The sequence below is a fragment of the Escherichia ruysiae genome (assembly GCF_031323975.1).
Lineage (GTDB): Bacteria > Pseudomonadota > Gammaproteobacteria > Enterobacterales > Enterobacteriaceae > Escherichia > Escherichia ruysiae.
In genome coordinates this window covers 4,063,807-4,082,424 of sequence record NZ_JAVIWS010000001.1, presented here as the reverse complement: position 1 = coordinate 4,082,424, position 18,618 = coordinate 4,063,807, and the positions used below count along the sequence as shown (strand labels likewise).

The following is an 18,618-nucleotide window of genomic DNA, read 5'->3' as shown; positions in this document are numbered from 1 at the left end:
ATCCTTTTTTCGTTCTTTGTTCAGCGGGATTATGCTGCGACAACAATCCCCTTTTTGGTAAATGTAGCGCGTAGTCGGCGGGCGAACGCCAGTGCGTGCTCGCCGTCGCCATGCAGGCAGACCGTTTGCGCCGTGACCTTCGCCCATTCATCGGTGATACTTTTGACTCTGCCGTGTTGCACCATCTCCAACGTTTGCGCAAGCGCCTGTTCTTCGTCTTCAATCAACGCGCCTGGCTGGCTTCGTGGCACCAGCGAGCCGTCAGCCTGGTAACCGCGATCGGCAAACACTTCCTCGCGCGTTGTCAGGCCATATTGCTTGCCTGCACGAATCAGCTCGCTTCCCGCCAGCCCGACGAGAATCAATGCCGGATCGCAAGCGTATACCGCTCTGGCGATGGCGTCTGCCAGTTGTGCCTCTTTCGCTGCCTGGTTGTATAACATGCCGTGAGGTTTGACATGACGCATAACACCGCCTTGCGCACGGGCAATCGTTGCCAGCGCGCCAATTTGATACAGCGTCTGGGCATAAACCATTTCCGGCGGCAGTTGCATGGCGCTACGACCAAAATTTTCCCTGTCGGGAAAACTCGGGTGCGCGCCAATCGCTACGCCATTTTTTATTGCTTCACGCACGCTTGCCAGCATGGTTTGCGCGTCGCCTGCATGAAATCCACAGGCAATATTGGCTGAGGAAACCAGCGTTAACAGTTCAGCGTCACTGGCACAGCCTTCGCCCAGATCGGCGTTCAGGTCAATTTTCATTGTGCAGCCGCCACGCTAATTGTTCGAAATAACGTTGCTGATCTTGCCGCGCTTTTAGTGCCTCTTCCAGTGAACACTGGACAAAATGAATAGGCTGTCCGAGTGGGATTTGCGCCAAATGATACATGTCGGCTTCAATAATGCAGGCAATGCGCGGGTAACCGCCGGTGGTTTGCGCGTCGTTCATTAGCACAATGGGCTGCCCGTTATGCGGCACCTGCACCACGCCCGGCAGCAAACCGTGAGATAACAGTTCACGATCGGTGGTGCGTTTTAAGATTTGCCCCTGCAAGCGATAGCCCATCCGGTTGCTTTGCGGGCTAAGTTGCCAGGGCGAACGCCAGAATGCATCCTGCGAGGCGCGATCGAACTCATGATATTCCGGCCCCGGCAAGGCGCGAATGCGGTTGCCCCACAGTAGCTGTTTAACGCCCTGTGCTTCCATAAAATCCCGCTTCACTTTGCCAATCGGGAGTCGGTCACCATCCTTTAGTAAACGCCCTTCCAGCCCGCCAATCCCCACTTTGAGATCGGTACTGCATGACCCCATCACTGGCGGGACATCAATACCGCCCGCCACCGCCAGATAGCTACGAACGCCATGTTGCGGACGTTTAAGGGTTAAACGCTGGCCTGCTTTCATCGGCAAGCGCCAGCCGGTCCAGACGGCGTTATCATCCAGCCGCGCTTCACAACCTGCGCCGGTCAGGGCAAACCAACCATCGCGTTCAAATTCAACCGTTAACTGACCGAGCGTAATTTCCAGTGCGGGAGCGTTGGCATCATTCCCCACCAGCAGATTAGCAATGCGCAGCGCGGGTATATCCAGTGCGCCGCAATGGCTGATACCCGACTGGCGAAAACCGTGACGACCACCATCCTGCACGGTGGTATACATCCCCGCACGAATAATTTTCAACATACTCCCTCCTTCTGCGGCACAAAGCGCACGCTATCTCCAGGACGTAATAAGATGGGTTCGTCACGCGCCGGATCAAACAGGCTGAGTGAGGTATGACCAATCAACTGCCAGCCACCCGGCGTTGCCAGCGGATAAACACCGGTCTGCGGCCCGCCGATCCCGACAGAACCTGCCGGAACGAGCAAGCGCGGTTCAGCGCGCCGTGGCGTGTGTAGTTGTTCCGGCAAGCTCCCGAGATACGGGAAGCCCGGTTGAAAACCTAAAAACCAGACCACGTATTCCACGGAGGAGTGCAATTCAACAACCTGTTTTTCGCTCAACCCACAATGCGCCGCGACCACCGCCAAATCCGGCCCGCCAGCGCCGCCGTAAACCACCGGGATTTCGATATGGCGTGACTCCGGTTCCAGCGCCTCACTCTCCTCCCACCAGCGTTGCAAACGCTCAATGGCATCCAGCGCCAGCGACTCAGGATTGCGCAAAATCACCGTGATATTGTTCATGCCGGGAATGGCTTCCACCACATTCGGCATATCCACCAGACGCTGCGCCAGTCGCCAGATCCGTTTCTGGCTAGCCAGCGTCACTGGCGGTTCCAGTTCCAGCACTACCGCCGTTTCACCTATCAGATAACAACGCGCTCGTTGCACTTTCGATCCCTCTGATTATTCGTTATGCAGGATTAGGAATATCAATAAAGGTCACATCAAGATCGGTATTTTCATTCAGCCACTCGCTCAACGCGCGAATACCGCCGCGTTCAGTGGCATGGTGACCTGCGGCATAAAAATGCAATCCCTGCTCGCGGGCTGAATGAATGGTCTGTTCAGAAACTTCGCCAGTAATAAATGCATCCACGCCAAAACGCGCGGCGCTATCGATAAAACTTTGTCCGCCGCCCGTGCACCAGGCGACGCGTTTCACTACATCAGGTCCGGTATCGCCACACCACAACGGCTTGCGTCCCAGACGCGCTTCAATCCAGGAAGCCAGTTCCAGCCCCGGCACAGGCATGGTCAATTCGCCCCACGGCACCAACGGCTCAATTTCGCCCATGACCGTGATCCCCAGTAACGCCGCCAGTTGTGCGTTATTACCCAGCTCCGGATGTGCGTCCAGTGGCAGATGCCAGCCATACAGGTTGATATCATTCGCCAGCAAGGTTTTTAAACGGTTACGCTTCATGCCGCGAATGACCGGCGATTCGCCTTTCCAGAAATAGCCATGATGCACAATGACCGCATCCGCGCCCAGACGCACCGCTTCATCGAGCAGCGCCTGGCTGGCGGTGACACCGGTAACAATTTTTTGCACCGTCTCTTTGCCTTCCACCTGCAAACCATTCGGCGCGTAATCACTTATCGCCGCGCTGTTCAGTTTCTCGTTAATCAGTTGTTCCAGTTCGGTGTTTTTCATCTTCGCGCCTTCCGTATTCTGATAGCTACACCGTTAACATAGCGTTACCTCGCCTGTTCGTCGATAGCCAATCTTTTGACATATTAAGAAACAAACAGGCGGCCAAAAGGCGCAAATTGTTTATTTCACCACACCTCAGTTCATGTATATTTATGCAAGCAGACAGCATATTGCATAAATAATCAGATCTGTATCAAGGTTTTAACTTTAAGGAAACACACGCACACCGCGCTTTTATTACGTGGCGTCGCATCCAACTGTGGAATTATTATGAATAAACACGCATCACAGCCGCGCGCTATCTACTACGTTGTCGCGCTACAAATCTGGGAATATTTTAGCTTCTACGGAATGCGCGCCCTGCTGATTCTCTATCTCACCAATCAACTGAAGTACAACGATACCCACGCTTACGCGTTATTCAGTGCCTACTGTTCACTGGTATATGTCACGCCAATTCTTGGCGGTTTCCTGGCCGATAAAGTGCTCGGCAACCGTATGGCGGTAATGCTGGGAGCGTTGTTGATGGCGATCGGGCATCTGGTGCTGGGCGCCAGCGAGATCCATCCGACATTCCTCTATTTGTCGCTGGCGATTATCGTCTGCGGCTATGGCCTGTTTAAATCCAACGTCAGTTGCCTGCTTGGCGAACTCTATGAGCCAACCGATCCGCGTCGTGATGGCGGTTTCTCGCTGATGTATGCGGCGGGTAACGTGGGTTCTATTATCGCCCCAATCGCCTGTGGTTACGCCCAAGAAGAATACAGCTGGGCAATGGGCTTTGGCCTGGCTGCGGTCGGGATGATCGCCGGGCTGGTCATTTTCTTATGCGGCAATCGTCATTTCGCTCATACCCGGGGCGTTAATAAAGAGGTGCTGTGTGCGAAAAACTTTCTCCTGCCAAACTGGGGATGGCTGCTGGTTCTGCTGGTCGCAACGCCCGCGCTGATTACTGTATTGTTCTGGAAAGAGTGGTCGGTATACGCCTTAATTGTTGCCACGGTGATTGGACTGGCGGTGCTGGCAAAAATTTATCGCCAGGCAGAAAATCAGAAACAGCGTAAAGAACTGGGGCTGATTGTTACCCTTACCTTCTTCAGTATGTTGTTCTGGGCCTTCGCACAACAGGGCGGCAGTTCGATTAGCCTTTATATCGACCGTTTCGTTAACCGCGATATTTTCGGTTATACCGTTCCTACGGCGATGTTCCAGTCGATTAATGCCTTCGCGGTCATGCTGTGTGGGGTGTTCCTTGCGTGGGTGGTAAAAGAGAGCGTCGCGGGAAATCGTACCGTGCGCATTTGGGGAAAATTTGCTCTTGGCCTCGGTCTGATGAGCGCCGGATTCTGCATTCTGACCTTAAGCGCCCGCTGGTCTGCGATGTATGGACACTCTTCCCTGCCGCTGATGGTTCTGGGGCTGGCAGTGATGGGCTTTGCCGAACTGTTTATCGATCCGGTAGCCATGTCGCAAATTACGCGTATTGAAATCCCCGGCGTGACCGGCGTATTAACCGGAATTTATATGCTGCTTTCCGGCGCGATTGCGAACTATCTGGCTGGCGTCATTGCCGATCAGACATCGCAAGCTTCGTTTGATGCTTCCGGGGCGATCAACTATTCCATCAATGCATATATTGAAGTGTTTGATCAAATCACCTGGGGCGCACTGGCGTGTGTAGGACTGGTACTGATGATTTGGCTGTACCAGACGCTGAAATTCAGAAACCGCGCGCTGGCGCTGGAGTCTTAATAAGCGCCTGATGCGACGCTGACGCGTCTTATCACGCCTGAATGGCTCATTAAATTTGCACTATCAGGCCGGATACGGCGTTCACGCCGCATCCGGCAACTGGGCACAATTGCCCGACGCGTCTGTTATTTCCCCTTCCTCGCCGCCTCATACGCTGCCAACGTTCGTACTCTCGCTTCTTTGTGATCGACTATCGGTTGCGGATAATCCAGCGTCACACCTGCTTTCTCTGCCCACTTCCACGGCTCATGCACCGATTTTCCCGGCACATCGCGCAGCTCCGGTAACCACTGGCGGATAAACTCGCCTTCGCGGTCAAATTTCTCGCCCTGGGTTGTCGGGTTGAAAATACGAAAATACGGCGCAGCATCGGTTCCGGTGGAAGCCGCCCACTGCCAGCCACCGTTATTGGCTGCCAAATCACCATCAATCAGCTGCGACATGAAATACCGCTCCCCTTCGCGCCAGTCGATCAACAAATCTTTCACCAGAAAGCTAGCTGTGATCATCCGCAGACGGTTATGCATCCAGCCAGTGCTGTTAAGCTGACGCATGGCGGCATCGACAATCGGGTATCCCGTTTTGCCTTCCTGCCAGGCCTTTAAATGCGCGGGATTGCTTTGCCACTGTACGCAGTCAGTCCAGGCAATAAACGGACGATGTTTACACAGCGAGGGGTAATACGTTATCAGGTGACGGTAAAACTCGCGCCAAATCAACTCATTAAGCCAGACGCTACCTGCCCCGCCCTCCATCGCCTGCGGTTGTTCCGCCAGCAGGCGATGTAAACACTGGCGAGGCGATAATCCTCCCGTTGCCAGACTAGCGGACAAACGGCTGGTGCCTTCCACTGCCGGGAAATCACGCTGTTGCTCGTACAGCCCTGCTCCGTTCTGGCAAAACTGGCGTAATTGCGCAATCGCCACTTTTTCTTCCACCGGGAAATATGCTGTGTCGAAAGGCTGACGAGGGTAATTCAGCGAAATGGATGGTGCGGGGTCTATCGATCCGCTACTACGTACTTTTGGTGCAGCGACGCACTCCGGCATCCCTTCCCGCAGCCGTTTCAGCCAGGCATTTTTAAATGGCGTAAAGACTTTGTACATCTCATGGTTACCGGTCATCACCGCGCCAGGTGGCAGGATCACGCTGTCATCAAATCCTTCACACACCACGTTACAAAGCGTTTTCTCAACCAGAGCATCCCGCTCTCGCTCATTCACTTCATACTGATAGTTATAAAACAAATGGGTAATGCCGTTTTCCACGCACACCTGTTTAACCATTTCGACGCTGGCAGCAAAGTCATCCACTTCATGAAATAACAAAGGAATACCTTTTTCCGCCAGCGCGATTTGTAGCCCGTTCAGTTGAGCATTGATAAGTTCAGCCTGACGCGGCGACATATTATGCGCTGCCCACTGCTGCGGTGTGGCAATAAACAGCGCCACCACGTGTGCAGATGAATTGCGGCAGGCAGCAGCCAGCGCGAGATTATCGTGCAGACGTAAATCCTGGCGAAACCAGACCAGATGGGTGGTCATAAAACTCCTGCATGGCGCAAGTTAATAACACGCGGCCAAAGTTCGAAATAACGTTGCCCTGAAAGCCAGGCATTAGGATAAAGCGCCATATAGTGTTTGATACGCATCAGCGGCGCAAGAAGCGGTTGCTCGCCACATCGATAACTGTCGATAAGCGCCGCCAGTTGCTGACGTTCTGTGGAATCAAGATGGGGACGAAAATACCCCTGAACGTGCATCAAAACGTTGGTGTGATCGCGCGGGTTGGCGGGGTGAGAAAGCAAAATAATTACGCGCTGGCGATACTGGTTGTAATACTCCTCCAGATTATGCCACTGGTGAATATCTGCCACGAACGGGCCGAGCTTGCGGTACTCGGGCTGAGAATGAGCCAGAAATACGAGTTTATAGCGGCTGTGATAATCGAAAAGCGCCGCGCGAGTTAAGCCTCGCTCTTTAAGACGGTGTAACTCGTGCAAAGCAAAAATGCGGATAAGGGTGCTGTCATCAAATCGTTGCTGATTCATTACTGCTCCTGAACGGTTTACAGGAGTAAGTGTAGACGATGGAGAATGATATTTGTGGGGCAGCGTTTTTGCGGGGAAGCATTTTGTTGGTAAAAATATTATCAACTTCATCTGAGCGTGAATTATTCCACTATTTTCCGAGCCGCATTAATTTTTGTACTTTTTTATTTTTAGGAAGTAACAGTTCTCAATGCTTGATTATCTCACTATTAATTGTATTGTAAACCAATAATCGTACACCATTTTTCTCTTTTTAAAAAACATAAATACTGTTAAAATAAATATTCACTTTGCTATCTTAAATACTATTTCTACATTACTCATCTTTATAATCAAATTATTCTTATCCATAGATATTTTTGCAGATTTAAAATAGCGACTTTCACCAACGTCAGCCATGCAAATTAAACCTAAACCACGAGCTCCCCCATCCTTTGTACATGAGAAAAATCATCCATCTACTCTATTTATCCCCGAACCTTTAATACCATAATAAATCAGAATTTCTGGGTATTTTTCATCCTTCACGCTTTCATATTTTTGGTATTTAATTGAAAACCAGAGCAAGATTACTAAAGCCCGCTTCCCGCAAGGACTGATGCGATGTAGTCTCTGTCCATGGCTGCTTTTCGCGTCTTACGTCTTAACCCTGCCTGAATACCTTATATTTCGTCAAAATATTAATGGCGATATACCTGAACCCTGAAAATAATTCTGCTGTATTTCCTCTTCTTATTTTGCAGTCGTCTTCATTCATTACCACATCCACGTGCCAGTGATTTCGAATCGCTGCCGCAAACTTTTCTGCGGTTAAATCAGCAGAACTGATATAATATCTGACCGTTATTTCTGGCTCCTTCTTTTGTTCTGCTATTATTGACCGAAAGGAGACTGCCACGCATAATTTTTTCAGTCCTTTCCATTCAAACGTAAAATCAATAAGTTCATCAGGGACATCGCAAACAATATGAAGACGGATTTCTTCTCTGCAATATCTTTCTGGCAACCCATCACATCAGTTGTGATAATTTTCCCTTTAATCTCCAACATGTTAAGATGTTCAGGAATAGCTGTAATCTCATTGGATTTCTCATCCGTCTTAATCTGCCAAAGGGGCTCAGACTGTGCGTAGTTGAGAACGCACTAATGACATGAATCGCTCCCTTGCGGCGACTCTTATCATAAGAGTGCTGGAGCGTTTTTCCATCAATTGCAATGACGTCTTTATCATTTGAGGAATGGCAGTCACGCATCCAGTTAAAATTTTGCAGGACTGATACAGGATCCAACTCTGGCAATGGAATCGTGAACGGGGATGCCATTTTTAAAATGACCATATTGCTTCAAAAAATCGAGATGTGTTTCTCCAAAATCCTCTATATCTTCCTATCCTTCAGCCCCGAAAATGACGGCACAAATAGTCAACAGTAGAATATCTGACAAATTATGTTCCACTTTCCAGGCTTGTCTGTAATCAGGGGTAATAGAAATATGCTCCATCATTTTTTAAGTACCATTTTGTTCTCCTTATTTATGTAAGGAGTATTTGATTATATATAAGCTGTGAAAAACAGTTTTGAGTAATAAGGAATTACTCAATTATTGAATATATAGTGCGAATTATTTAGTGCAAAAAACAACGTTATGTCATCTTTCCCTGGGGCTGCCCCCCCTTAATCACCGCTCACCACAAGCAACTAATCAAGGTAGTTAATCATGGCTGAACACGATATTACGCCAGAAGTCACCATTTCCAAAACACAGCGCCGCTATAAAGTCGGCTATGTCAGAACCCGCCACCAGGAGCGCACAACAGGTATAGCCCGGTATTATTCACAACATCCCAGCCTGCACCTTAAGGGCGACTGGCTGAAGCGGGATTTGATACCGGGACGGGCGTCACGGTGAAGATCTCGGAAGGGTGCCTGATCCTGATCGCTGACTGCAACGAGGTGCAGGAACTGAGGAAGGAACTTTACCAGGTTAAACAGGTGGTTAAAGGAATGAAGGTCGGGATATCCGGTGTATTGAAAGAAGCGTAAAAATAAAAGCCGGGGAGATTTAATTCCTCACCCGGCTTTATTTTAGTCGCCTGGTTTTTCCCAATACTTTATTTTTTCCATTTCTCTTTCGATATCATCCATATCATCATCGCCTAGTTCGTTATTAAATTTCTCCGTTATAATCATTCTTATATGTGCAAGACGATGAGTTATTTTATTTCTATCAATAAATCCAGTGGTTTCTTTGCAATAAGCAATTTCATTATTAATCATATTATCATCACTTTGAGAATGATAATAATACCGGGCTATGTCTCTAAGAGAAATCAGCAAGTAATTAATTTCACTTAGAACAGACAATGCCTCCTCTCCAGTTAACATGATGTTTTTATTATCTTTATGCATATTATTTCCGTTTAGTGATTTTTGCATTATCAGAAAGAGTGATATCACCTTTTGCAGTCAATTCATCGGTGTGATATCGTGGATTAGGTACCCATTCAAGTTGTTCATTTGGAACATCAGTTTCAACATAATCACGTCCACGGCCCGGTTTTATTTGATATTTACTTTCAACTTCGACTTGACTTAATGGTTTTTTACTAGCCGGTTCAAGATACACTCTATTATTATCTTTTGCCAATATTTTACCTGTTTTACCAATCTCGGTTGAACCCTTACGATTAGTATAATGCCGCACACGAGTAGTTCCATTACAGAGCTCTTTTTTTAATCCGAGTGGATCACTATATTTCAGCGGATTAGGCGCATATTGGTAGAGGTTTAATCCGCCTCTTAGCCCTATCGGGTCAAATCGCGCAATCTAATCGAAGTCCGGATCGTACTATCAGTTTCGTCTATAAATCACTAAAACCATCACGTCATAGTTCATACGCTACCGCCGCCCCCTGATAAAGTAAGCTATCTGCACGAAGTTAATTTTACTATCTAATCAGCAGATTAAATATAAAAATATCATTTCCAAAACACAGCGCCACTGTACCGTGGGCTATCTGCCCAACCGCAGTGACACGCGGGTGATCAAAATCAGCGCCAAATGGCTGAGAGAAGCGGGATTTGAGATCGGCACGGGCGTTACCGTGAAGATCTCGGAAGGCTGCCTGATCCTGCTAGCGGATAACAACGAAGTACAGGAACTGCGCAGGGAACTTTATCAGGTTAAACAGGCAGTTAAGGGGATGCGTGACGGGATGTTTAGTGTGCTGAACGAACATTAAATAATAAAAAGCCGGGAAGATTTAATTTCTTACCCGGCGTTATTACTATTTAACTAATTTTTTTAAATAAATAACAACATCATGTTCTAACAAATTATTGAAGATATTATTAAAAGTACATAGATGCTCATATTCACTCTTTGTTATAACAAGATCATTCTCGCAGAGATAATCACATAATATTTCAAAAGCTAATGGCTCTTCCCCAAAATCGATGTAACTCAACGCATAATTCAGTTCATCTTCAGAAAGTCTGCCATGAAAATTTTCACCAAATTCTTTTAACTCTATACCAGTAGTAGTAGTCATCATTTTGCGCCCGGTAAAGGTGGAATCGATCCACTATCAGGAAATGCAGTAACTATTCTTCCCTTGGCTGGTTGGAAAACTACTCGAATCCGTACTCCATCTCTGACTTCCCATGCCACCCAATTAGCAGCTTTTCCTGCTTTCGTTAATGCGCCTCCAGTTCCTTGCTGGGCATACCATTTAGTCGATGGTGAATTCACAATATCATCAACTTCGGAAATAATCTTTTTCGCATCCCATGATTGAGGAAAAGTCGTTTTACCTGGCTGACCTGGCCACATATGACCACCACTACCAGGACCATCACCATGAAGAATGTGTTGTTGCGCTTTTGGACCACAACCAAATAACCCCAGCGGATCGATCCATGACAACGGATTCGGCGCGTATTGGTAGAGATTTATTCCACCAAGCAACCCTATCGGATCCGGCTGCGTAAACCGCCCGACATCCGGATCATAGTACCTGTGCAGATTGTAGTGCAGCCCCGTTTCCCTGTCGAGGTACTGTCCCTGGTAGCGCAGGCTCTGCTCCACCCCGCCGTGATCCTTCTCCTGTATTGTGTTTCCCCAGACCTGGTATCCCGTCTCCCACACGATTTTCCCGTCGCTGTCCGTCAGCTCTTCCGGCGCGCCGTTCACATCCGTGTGAAAATACAGTACCCGGGCCGGTTCCCCTTTGCCCGCCTTATCCACCCGCGCCAGCGGTTCATAACTCCCCGGGGCACTGTAAATATACAGGCTGCTGCTCCCTTCCGGCCTGCTCTCCTGCGCCAGCCGCATCCCGTCCCATAAAAATTTTGTCCGGTTGTACGCTTTACCGTCATGGCTGATATGCTGTTTTTCCGTCCGCCTCCCCAGCGCATCGTACACATACCGGTATGTCCCCCGCGCTGTCCTCGCCTCCACCATCCGGTGCTCCGCATCATAGCGGTAACTCTGCGTTCCGCTCCGGCCCTGCTTTTCCACCATCCGGCCATATTCGTCATAACGGTAGTGCACACCACGGTAAGACATCAGCCGGCTGAACGGCACCACGCTGTTTTCTGCCGTGGCCCTTTCCCCCGCACGCCGGTCCAGCAGGTTTCCCGCTGCGTCGTACTGCCAGCTCGCCAGATACCCCTCATCCTCCAGGCGGCACGCCGTGATGCGCCCCGTGCTGTCGTAAAAGTAATCCGTTTCGCCCCGCCGGCTGTGCCGTGTCTTCAGCAGTTCGTCCTGACCGTTGTAGCTGTACTGCCGGTCCGTGAACGTCTCCGGCACCACCCCGCGCATTCCGCTGCAGGTCTCCTTACGTTTCAGCCGCCCGGCAGGGTCATAAAGCTGCCGCGTGCTCAGCCGCCCCTGGCTTCTGAGTACCTCCCGGTGCAGGCTGTCACGCGTGAACTCGCTGATGACTTCCCGGTCCAGATTTATCTGCTGGAGATGACCGCTGCCGTAGTACAGATGCCGCTGCGTTCTGCCGTCCGGAAACGTGGTGGCAGTCCGGTTGCCCAGTTCGTCGTACCGGTGGGTCAGGACGCCCTGCGCCGTCTCCTCGCTCAGCATCCGGCCTGGTCTGTCGTAACTGAAGCGGATTATCTCCGGCGCGCCGGTTTCGTCTGCGTCGTGCCGCCGGCAGCGGATTTCCAGCAGCTGGTCTGCCGCGTCATAAACGTATTCCGTGCGGGTTTCTGCCGTCTCCTTTGCGGTGAGCCGGCCCGCTGCATCACGCATCAGCCGGTGGCGGATTTCTCCGCCCTGGTCGCCCGTGAACACCACCTCCGTGACCGCGTTCAGCGCGTTGTAACGGTACGCCTGACGGCAGCAGTCCGGATTTATCTGCTCCGCCAGACGATCCAGCACATCGTGGCGGAACCGGTAGCTTTCTCCGTTCTCGTTTGTCAGCGTGACCAGACGCCCGTAGGCGTCGTACCCGAACCCCGTCCTGCGCCCCGCCGCGTCCGTGCGGATGCGCACCCGCCCCTGCCCGTCGCGCTGCCAGCGCGTTATCTGCCCTGCCGGGCTGGTGTATTTCACCAGCCTGCCCGCCGCATCCGGCTGGTAACGCGCCGTGCGACCGTCCGCCAGTATCACCTCCACCAGGTGACCGCTGTCGTCATACCCGTAGCGCGTGCTGTGGCTCTGCGCGTCTGTCATCCGTATCAGCCGCGTGCGTTCATCATAGAACCAGGCCGTCTGCGAGCCGGAGCAGTCCGTGTGCCGCATCAGCTGCCCGTCTTCGTTCCACTGAAGGTATTTATTTCCCCCGCGTGCGTCGGTTATCTGCACCACCTGGCCGTGGCGGTCATACTGATACCGGGTGCTCTGTTGCAGCGGGTCGGTCACGGCAAGAAGATTGCCGCGTTCATCGTACTCACAGCGCCAGCTGTTGCCCCCCGCATCCACCTCCGTCTCCGGTTCGTGCCACACCGGGTGCCACTGCGTCTGCGACACCCGCCCCATTGGGTCGTGCGTCTCCGTGATATGCCCCTGACGGTCATACACATAGCGCCATCTGCCGCCCTGAGCATCGGTCATCCCCAGCAGCAGCCGTTCTTCGTCGCTCCAGCGGAACGTCATCACCTGCCCGGCCTCGTCCCGGTACGCCGTCACCTGGTTCTGCGCATCCCACTGATGATAACGCGTGCGCCCCAGACCGTCCGTCACGCACAGCCTGCGCGCCGCCAGGTTCCACGCCAGCCGGTACTGTTCACCGCTGTCCGTGTGGTGCCCCGTCACCCGCCACGCTGCGTCATCCGGACCGTCATACCAGCCCCACTGATAATAATATCCCTCGCCGCCCGGCTGGCGGTGCAGGGTCATGCAGTGATTATCGTTGTAGGCAAACTCGCGCAGCAGGTGGCCGGTACTGTCGTACACGCCGGTCAGCTGCCCGGCGGCGTCATAACTGTAACGACGCAGCAGTAAAGGTGCAGTATCAGGGAAATGCTGATAAATCTGCGTCACCCGACGGGGATGCGCCGCCAGGTCGTAATGCAGACGGATGCACGGACGCCGCTGTTCACCACTGATTTGCGTGATGCGCCCCAGCTCGTCGTGGTACAGATTCAGACAGTTGCTGTTACGGTCGCCCAGCATTTTCAGCCGCTGGCGCTGCGGGTGATGCGGGTCGGCTTCAAACAGAAAAAACTGTCCATCATCGCTGCTGATAAGCCAGTGCCCCTGCTCACCACGCCGTACTGCCAGTCCTTCACCGGGACTGTAAAACCCGCTCCCCGGCAGCACGGCTTCCATATCCAGGCGTCGCCCCATACCCGACACAAAGGTCATGCAGTTTTCGTCCGCGTTACCCGGTGTGCGCTCGAGGCTCACTTCATACATCACACTCCAGCCCTGACCGAACATCCCATCCGTGCGCTCGTCACGACTGCTGTACACACGCTGCCAGTCCAGCGGAAAGTGACCCGGCAGGCTGAAGTCGAAATCGTCGTCATCCGCCAGATATTTGGCTCCGGTGGCGGCGTTGACCGGATGTGGAAGGGCGCTGATGGCCTTCTGTGTTATCATGCTCATCCCGACACCGGCAGCAAAACAGGCGATTTTAGAAAGCATTTTGCCCGGGCGGAGAAACATCAGCGCCACGGTTGCCACCAGGGTTATCTGCGACCTGCCGCTTCTGATATCCCTGACCACCAGTAACGGCCCCCCAATGCGGACATCCGGTGACACAAACGCCCCGTCCCCCGGCTCATTCACCACCCGGGCCTCACAGGTACAGCGTGCCCCGCTGCGTGCCGCCGGCTGGCTGTTGATACGCACATCCCGAGCGCCTTCCGCGATATACTCCGCCGCTGGCGGTTCGTCATCATCTCTGAACAGATTGCTGATACTGCCAATAACCGCATTCACGCCCTGAAAGGCGGTTTCCAGCATACCGTCCGGACTGAACAGGTTAAGGACCGTTCCCGCAGGGTCATCCAGAAAGGCGGCTTTTTTTTGTGCGAGTAACTGAGTCAGTGAGGAGGGATGTTTATGGCAGTCGATTTTATCGTCAGGGGTCGGGGTGGAGCCCGGAGCCGCACTGGCCACAGTGGGCTGCCACAGTTCCGACACAAAATGTGTCACGCCATCCACCAGCTCAGCACGCCCTTCTTCCGTACTGAGCTGGCCGGACAGCGCCCGGGACATCAGCACAGGTCCTGTCACCGGGTTAACCGCCAGGGCTATGACCCCCGCCATTTCCAGATATTCCCCGGCCACATCCCGGAATGTTCTGGCGTCCTCCTGACGCTGCGCTTCTTCCTGTTCCGCCTTCACCTGCGCTTCCTGCGCCTCAATCTCCTGCCGCGATACCGCAGTGGCTGCTGCCCGCGCGGCAGGTTTGCTGTTGATCAATGTGTCACCAGAGCCGGTGAGGATGTAACCTTCAGTCTGAGGCGGGAACAACATATCAGCGAGGGCAGAACAGGCTTCGCTGACCGTTTCTGTCACGCCGGTGTACACCATCGCCACCCCCGCCACAAAACCGATCAGCACGACGGCCGTGCACCCCAGCGTCACCCCCGCTGACGCTGCCAGCACCGTGGCAGCTCCGACAATGAGGGCATCAATAACGACATTTGCCGCCACTTCCAGCACAGCCCCCAGCACATCTGCCATAAACGACGTATGCAGCAGGGCATCCCCCTGCCTTGCCGCCCAGAATGCCTCTTCCATGTCCCGTTCCCTGTGTGATTAATTCGTCCTGGCTTCCTGCCGCATCCTGAAGCGCAGATTCTTTTTAATTTCAGCCCAGCGCGTCATGTCTGCCGGGGTCAGCGGTGTGGTTCTGGCGTAGGTGAAGGCCATCATGACCCGCTCACCCGGCAATACAAATGCCACCTGACACTGGTACACCTGCTCGTTACCCCGGAGAAACTGACTCTGTATCTCCAGCCCTTCTTCGCCGTCATTAATCCCCACCCGGGTCACCTGCACGGGCGTGTAGTGCAGCTCCTTAACCTGCTTTTCCAGTTTTTTCATCTGCTGTTCAACCTGAGAGGCTAATTCGTCTCCCTCCTGCATCTGGCCCCGGCTGATAATTAATGCGGCATCGGGATCACTGAGGCGCAGCATATTAATGGTACTGTCCTGAGATATATTGCCGTCGAAAGACAGAACGGCTTCATTTACATAATATTCCGTCATAATGGAAAGAGTCCCTTTGAATAAAATATTTAATAATGGTTGTGATTTATTTTTCAGTCATGAAGGTGATATCTATCGCCGCTTTGCTGCTAATTTTACCTTTCCAGCCATAACCACTAAGAATATTAAGTGATTATCCATGCTTACAACGACCGGAACAGACACATCGTTATGTATTTAACAACCCCAATATATTCACCTTGCAAATAAAATCACTAGTAACAGACACGCTACCGCCTCCATATAAAAATGGCCTCTAATAAAACTGTATCTTGCATAGAAAAAGATGAAATATCGGGTGTATTTTAATTATCAACTATAACTCTTGAAGCTTTTTATTAACAGCAACACATCTTATCGTATTAGATATGTTAACAATAAATTATTCTTAACATATCAATAAAGTATATATTACTCTCTTTACTACCTGCTTTTATTGCGGTAGCGATATTAATAGCAAAATTCGGAATTTATTTAGATGCTGGAATGAGCAAAAGTGATAGCGACTTTCTCACTTTACCCTGAAGTTTCAGGAAAGTGTGTAATGGAGGATACAACCTAACTGGAGATTTCTGACGATATAGTCGCTTTGAGCGACAATGAAGGCGAGCGCATCCCGAGCTGTCCTTTGAAAGGATATTATCGAAACTTGATGCTAAAACAGTGATGAAATGAACAACGCCAAGGAATCCGTTGATGCAAAACCCCTAAACCAGCCCCCTGATACGAGGCTGGCTTAAACGCGCAGGCAATCAATAAAAATCACCGGTTGCCTTTTCGGCCTGATCCATCCACACCGGTTTCTCGCTGGTTTTCGACCAGACGCGATGCAGGTAGCTGTAAAAGCGGGCGCGGTCTTTCCAGAAAAGCATGAAAGGCAGCGCCAGTACGCCCGCTGCAACCGCATAAGTACGGCGTAAAAAGATAAGCCATGCAGGATATTCTCTGTAGAGTTCCATACTTTTCTCCCCCTTTTTGTATCTACCCGGTGAATGGCACCGGAAAAATGAATTTGTTTATCTGATGAAAATAGTACCGCCTTTTGTGTAATTTTACTACTCATCCGACCACTTATTTTTGCTTATTGATGGTTTATTTACATTCACCGTGTAATTAAGTTACATGAAAGTTAAATTAATACTAATCATTAGTTAAATCATGGCTTTTGCCATTTTTATACTTTTTTTACACCCCGCCCGCAGATTTTTGCGAAATCTTTGCAGCCAGAATTCTACCCTTCCGGTATCACTTTTAGGCCACTGGAGGTGCACTGTGAGTGCAGGCGTGATAGCCGGCGTATTGCTGGTGTTTTTATTACTGGGTTATCTGGTTTATGCCCTGATCAATGCGGAGGCGTTCTGATGGCTGCGCAAGGGTTCTTACTGATCGCCACGTTTTTACTGGTGCTGATGGTGCTGGCGCGCCCTTTAGGCAGCGGGCTGGCGCGGCTGATTAATGATATTCCTCTTCCCGGTACTGCGGGCGTTGAGTGCGTACTCTTTCGCGCACTTGGCGTCTCTGGTCGCGAGATGAACTGGAAGCAATATCTCTCTGCCATTCTCTGCCTGAACATGCTGGGGCTGGCGGTGCTGTTTTTTATGTTGCTCGGTCAGCACTATCTGCCGCTTAATCCGCAGCAGTTGCCGGGGCTGTCGTGGGATCTGGCGCTCAATACCGCCGTCAGCTTTGTCACGAATACCAACTGGCAATCTTATAGCGGTGAAACCACGTTGAGCTATTTCAGCCAGATGGCGGGTTTAACAGTGCAAAACTTTCTTTCTGCCGCCAGCGGGATTGCGGTGATTTTTGCCCTCATCCGCGCGTTTACCCGCCAGAGCATGAGCACGCTCGGCAATGCCTGGTTCGATCTGCTACGCATCACGTTATGGGTGTTAGCCCCTGTGGCGTTGTTGATCGCACTGTTTTTTATTCAACAAGGTGCGCTGCAAAATTTTCTGCCCTATCAGCCGGTGACGACCGTTGAAGGTGTACAACAACTGTTACCGATGGGACCGGTAGCTTCTCAGGAAGCGATCAAGATGCTCGGCACTAACGGCGGCGGTTTCTTTAATGCCAACTCGTCGCATCCGTTTGAAAACCCAACAGCACTGACCAACTTCGTGCAAATGCTGGCAATCTTCTTGATCCCAACGGCGCTGTGTTTTGCCTTTGGCGAAGTGGCGGGCGAGCGCCGCCAGGGGCGCATGTTGCTGTGGGCGATGTCGGTGATTTTTGTCATCTGCGTAGGCGTGGTGATGTGGGCAGAAGTTCAGGGTAATCCGCATCTGCTGGCACTCGGCGCAGACAGCAACATCAATATGGAAGGTAAAGAGAGCCGTTTCGGCGTGCTGGTCAGTAGCCTGTTTGCAGTCGTGACTACAGCGGCTTCCTGCGGTGCGGTGATTGCGATGCATGATTCGTTTACCGCTCCTGGTGGCATGGTGCCGATGTGGTTGATGCAAATTGGTGAAGTGGTATTCGGCGGCGTTGGTTCTGGCCTTTACGGCATGATGCTGTTCGTCCTGCTGGCAGTGTTTATTGCCGGGCTGATGATTGGTCGCACACCGGAATATCTGGGTAAAAAGATCGACGTGCGCGAGATGAAACTGACCGCGTTGGCGATTCTGGTCACCCCGACGCTGGTGTTGATGGGCGCGGCGCTGGCAATGATGACCGACGCCGGACGTAGCGCCATGCTCAACCCTGGACCGCATGGTTTTAGCGAAGTGCTGTATGCCGTGTCGTCCGCCGCCAACAACAATGGCAGCGCCTTTGCCGGCTTAAGCGCCAACTCACCATTCTGGAACTGTTTACTGGCGTTCTGCATGTTTGTCGGTCGCTTCGGGGTGATTATTCCGGTGATGGCGATTGCCGGTTCGCTGGTGAGTAAAAAGAGCCAACCCGCCAGCTCCGGCACGCTGCCTACGCACGGCCCGCTGTTTGTTGGCCTGTTAATCGGCACCGTGTTGCTGGTTGGCGCACTAACCTTTATCCCTGCCCTGGCGCTTGGTCCGGTGGCGGAATATCTCTCCTGA

At 51.6% G+C, this 18,618-nt stretch carries 16 protein-coding genes and 2 pseudogenes; 5 read left to right on the top strand and 13 right to left on the bottom strand.

From position 1 onward, the window contains the following. Nucleotides 1–29 precede the first annotated feature (29 nt). The 4 genes from pxpA to ybgI are packed head-to-tail and all read right to left on the bottom strand — an operon-like array spanning nucleotide 30 to nucleotide 3,102. Complete coding sequence (gene pxpA, locus RGV86_RS19565; protein WP_085460527.1) at nucleotides 30–764, bottom strand: 5-oxoprolinase subunit PxpA; 735 nt, start codon at nucleotides 762–764, stop codon at nucleotides 30–32. After that, nucleotides 754–1,686: a 5-oxoprolinase subunit PxpC gene (gene pxpC / locus RGV86_RS19560; RefSeq protein ID WP_085460526.1), complete on the bottom strand. Its 933-nt coding sequence runs from the start codon at nucleotides 1,684–1,686 to the stop codon at nucleotides 754–756. The genes pxpA and pxpC overlap by 11 nt, the downstream gene beginning before the upstream one ends. Continuing rightward, entirely contained in the window at nucleotides 1,680–2,336 is a 657-nt protein-coding gene (gene pxpB / locus RGV86_RS19555; RefSeq protein ID WP_001188352.1) for a 5-oxoprolinase subunit PxpB, read from the bottom strand. The genes pxpC and pxpB overlap by 7 nt, the downstream gene beginning before the upstream one ends. A gap of 22 nt (nucleotides 2,337–2,358) precedes the next feature. Further along, a complete protein-coding gene (ybgI, locus tag RGV86_RS19550) occupies nucleotides 2,359–3,102 on the bottom strand; it encodes a radiation resistance protein YbgI (protein WP_000798867.1) in 744 nt (247 codons plus the stop codon). 270 nt (nucleotides 3,103–3,372) lie between these two features. Here ybgI and dtpD point away from each other — a divergent pair, with 270 nt between their 5' ends. Continuing rightward, the gene (gene dtpD, locus RGV86_RS19545; protein ID WP_001032667.1) at nucleotides 3,373–4,854 is read left to right on the top strand and encodes a dipeptide permease DtpD; all 1,482 of its coding nucleotides are present in this window, start codon (nucleotides 3,373–3,375) and stop codon (nucleotides 4,852–4,854) included. Nucleotides 4,855–4,979: 125 nt separating this feature from the next. Here the strand turns inward: dtpD and phrB are convergent, their stop codons facing one another. From phrB to RGV86_RS19530, 3 genes and pseudogenes are all read right to left on the bottom strand, one after another. Beyond that, a complete protein-coding gene (gene phrB, locus RGV86_RS19540; RefSeq protein ID WP_085460523.1) occupies nucleotides 4,980–6,398 on the bottom strand; it encodes a deoxyribodipyrimidine photo-lyase in 1,419 nt (472 codons plus the stop codon). Continuing rightward, nucleotides 6,395–6,904, bottom strand: a complete 510-nt coding sequence (locus RGV86_RS19535) for a YbgA family protein (protein ID WP_001076011.1) — start codon at nucleotides 6,902–6,904, stop codon at nucleotides 6,395–6,397. Before RGV86_RS19535 ends, phrB begins: the two co-directional genes overlap by 4 nt. Nucleotides 6,905–7,476: 572 nt before the next feature. Continuing rightward, nucleotides 7,477–8,407 (bottom strand): annotated as a pseudogene (locus tag RGV86_RS19530) (ISAs1 family transposase). A gap of 213 nt (nucleotides 8,408–8,620) precedes the next feature. On the opposite strand from RGV86_RS19530, the pseudogene RGV86_RS19525 reads away from it, so the two are divergent. Then, nucleotides 8,621–8,946 (top strand): annotated as a pseudogene (locus RGV86_RS19525) (SymE family type I addiction module toxin). A gap of 42 nt (nucleotides 8,947–8,988) precedes the next feature. On the opposite strand, the gene RGV86_RS19520 reads toward RGV86_RS19525, so the two are convergent. After that, a complete protein-coding gene (locus RGV86_RS19520) occupies nucleotides 8,989–9,312 on the bottom strand; it encodes a hypothetical protein (protein WP_000548579.1) in 324 nt (107 codons plus the stop codon). A 1-nt stretch (nucleotide 9,313) separates the two neighbouring features. Continuing rightward, nucleotides 9,314–9,607 (bottom strand): HYD1 signature containing ADP-ribosyltransferase family protein, encoded by a 294-nt coding sequence (locus RGV86_RS19515; protein ID WP_001216788.1) that lies wholly within the window; start codon nucleotides 9,605–9,607, stop codon nucleotides 9,314–9,316. A gap of 277 nt (nucleotides 9,608–9,884) precedes the next feature. Here RGV86_RS19515 and RGV86_RS19510 point away from each other — a divergent pair, with 277 nt between their 5' ends. Continuing rightward, a complete protein-coding gene (locus RGV86_RS19510) occupies nucleotides 9,885–10,145 on the top strand; it encodes a SymE family type I addiction module toxin (protein ID WP_029365860.1) in 261 nt (86 codons plus the stop codon). Between the two features lie 45 nt (nucleotides 10,146–10,190). Here the strand turns inward: RGV86_RS19510 and RGV86_RS19505 are convergent, their stop codons facing one another. From RGV86_RS19505 to RGV86_RS19490, 4 genes are all read right to left on the bottom strand, one after another. Continuing rightward, nucleotides 10,191–10,457: a MafI family immunity protein gene (locus tag RGV86_RS19505; protein WP_000989235.1), complete on the bottom strand. Its 267-nt coding sequence runs from the start codon at nucleotides 10,455–10,457 to the stop codon at nucleotides 10,191–10,193. Next, nucleotides 10,454–15,112 (bottom strand): RHS repeat-associated core domain-containing protein, encoded by a 4,659-nt coding sequence (locus RGV86_RS19500; protein ID WP_309508454.1) that lies wholly within the window; start codon nucleotides 15,110–15,112, stop codon nucleotides 10,454–10,456. Before RGV86_RS19500 ends, RGV86_RS19505 begins: the two co-directional genes overlap by 4 nt. An 18-nt stretch (nucleotides 15,113–15,130) precedes the next feature. Continuing rightward, complete coding sequence (locus RGV86_RS19495; protein ID WP_000141613.1) at nucleotides 15,131–15,583, bottom strand: DcrB-related protein; 453 nt, start codon at nucleotides 15,581–15,583, stop codon at nucleotides 15,131–15,133. 752 nt (nucleotides 15,584–16,335) lie between these two features. Beyond that, nucleotides 16,336–16,542, bottom strand: a complete 207-nt coding sequence (locus tag RGV86_RS19490) for a YbfA family protein (RefSeq protein WP_000424926.1) — start codon at nucleotides 16,540–16,542, stop codon at nucleotides 16,336–16,338. A 313-nt stretch (nucleotides 16,543–16,855) separates the two neighbouring features. Here RGV86_RS19490 and kdpF point away from each other — a divergent pair, with 313 nt between their 5' ends. Both kdpF and kdpA read left to right on the top strand, forming a co-directional pair. Beyond that, a complete protein-coding gene (gene kdpF / locus RGV86_RS19485; RefSeq protein WP_001365534.1) occupies nucleotides 16,856–16,945 on the top strand; it encodes a K(+)-transporting ATPase subunit F in 90 nt (29 codons plus the stop codon). Continuing rightward, nucleotides 16,945–18,618, top strand: a complete 1,674-nt coding sequence (gene kdpA, locus RGV86_RS19480; RefSeq protein WP_137598231.1) for a potassium-transporting ATPase subunit KdpA — start codon at nucleotides 16,945–16,947, stop codon at nucleotides 18,616–18,618. Before kdpF ends, kdpA begins: the two co-directional genes overlap by 1 nt.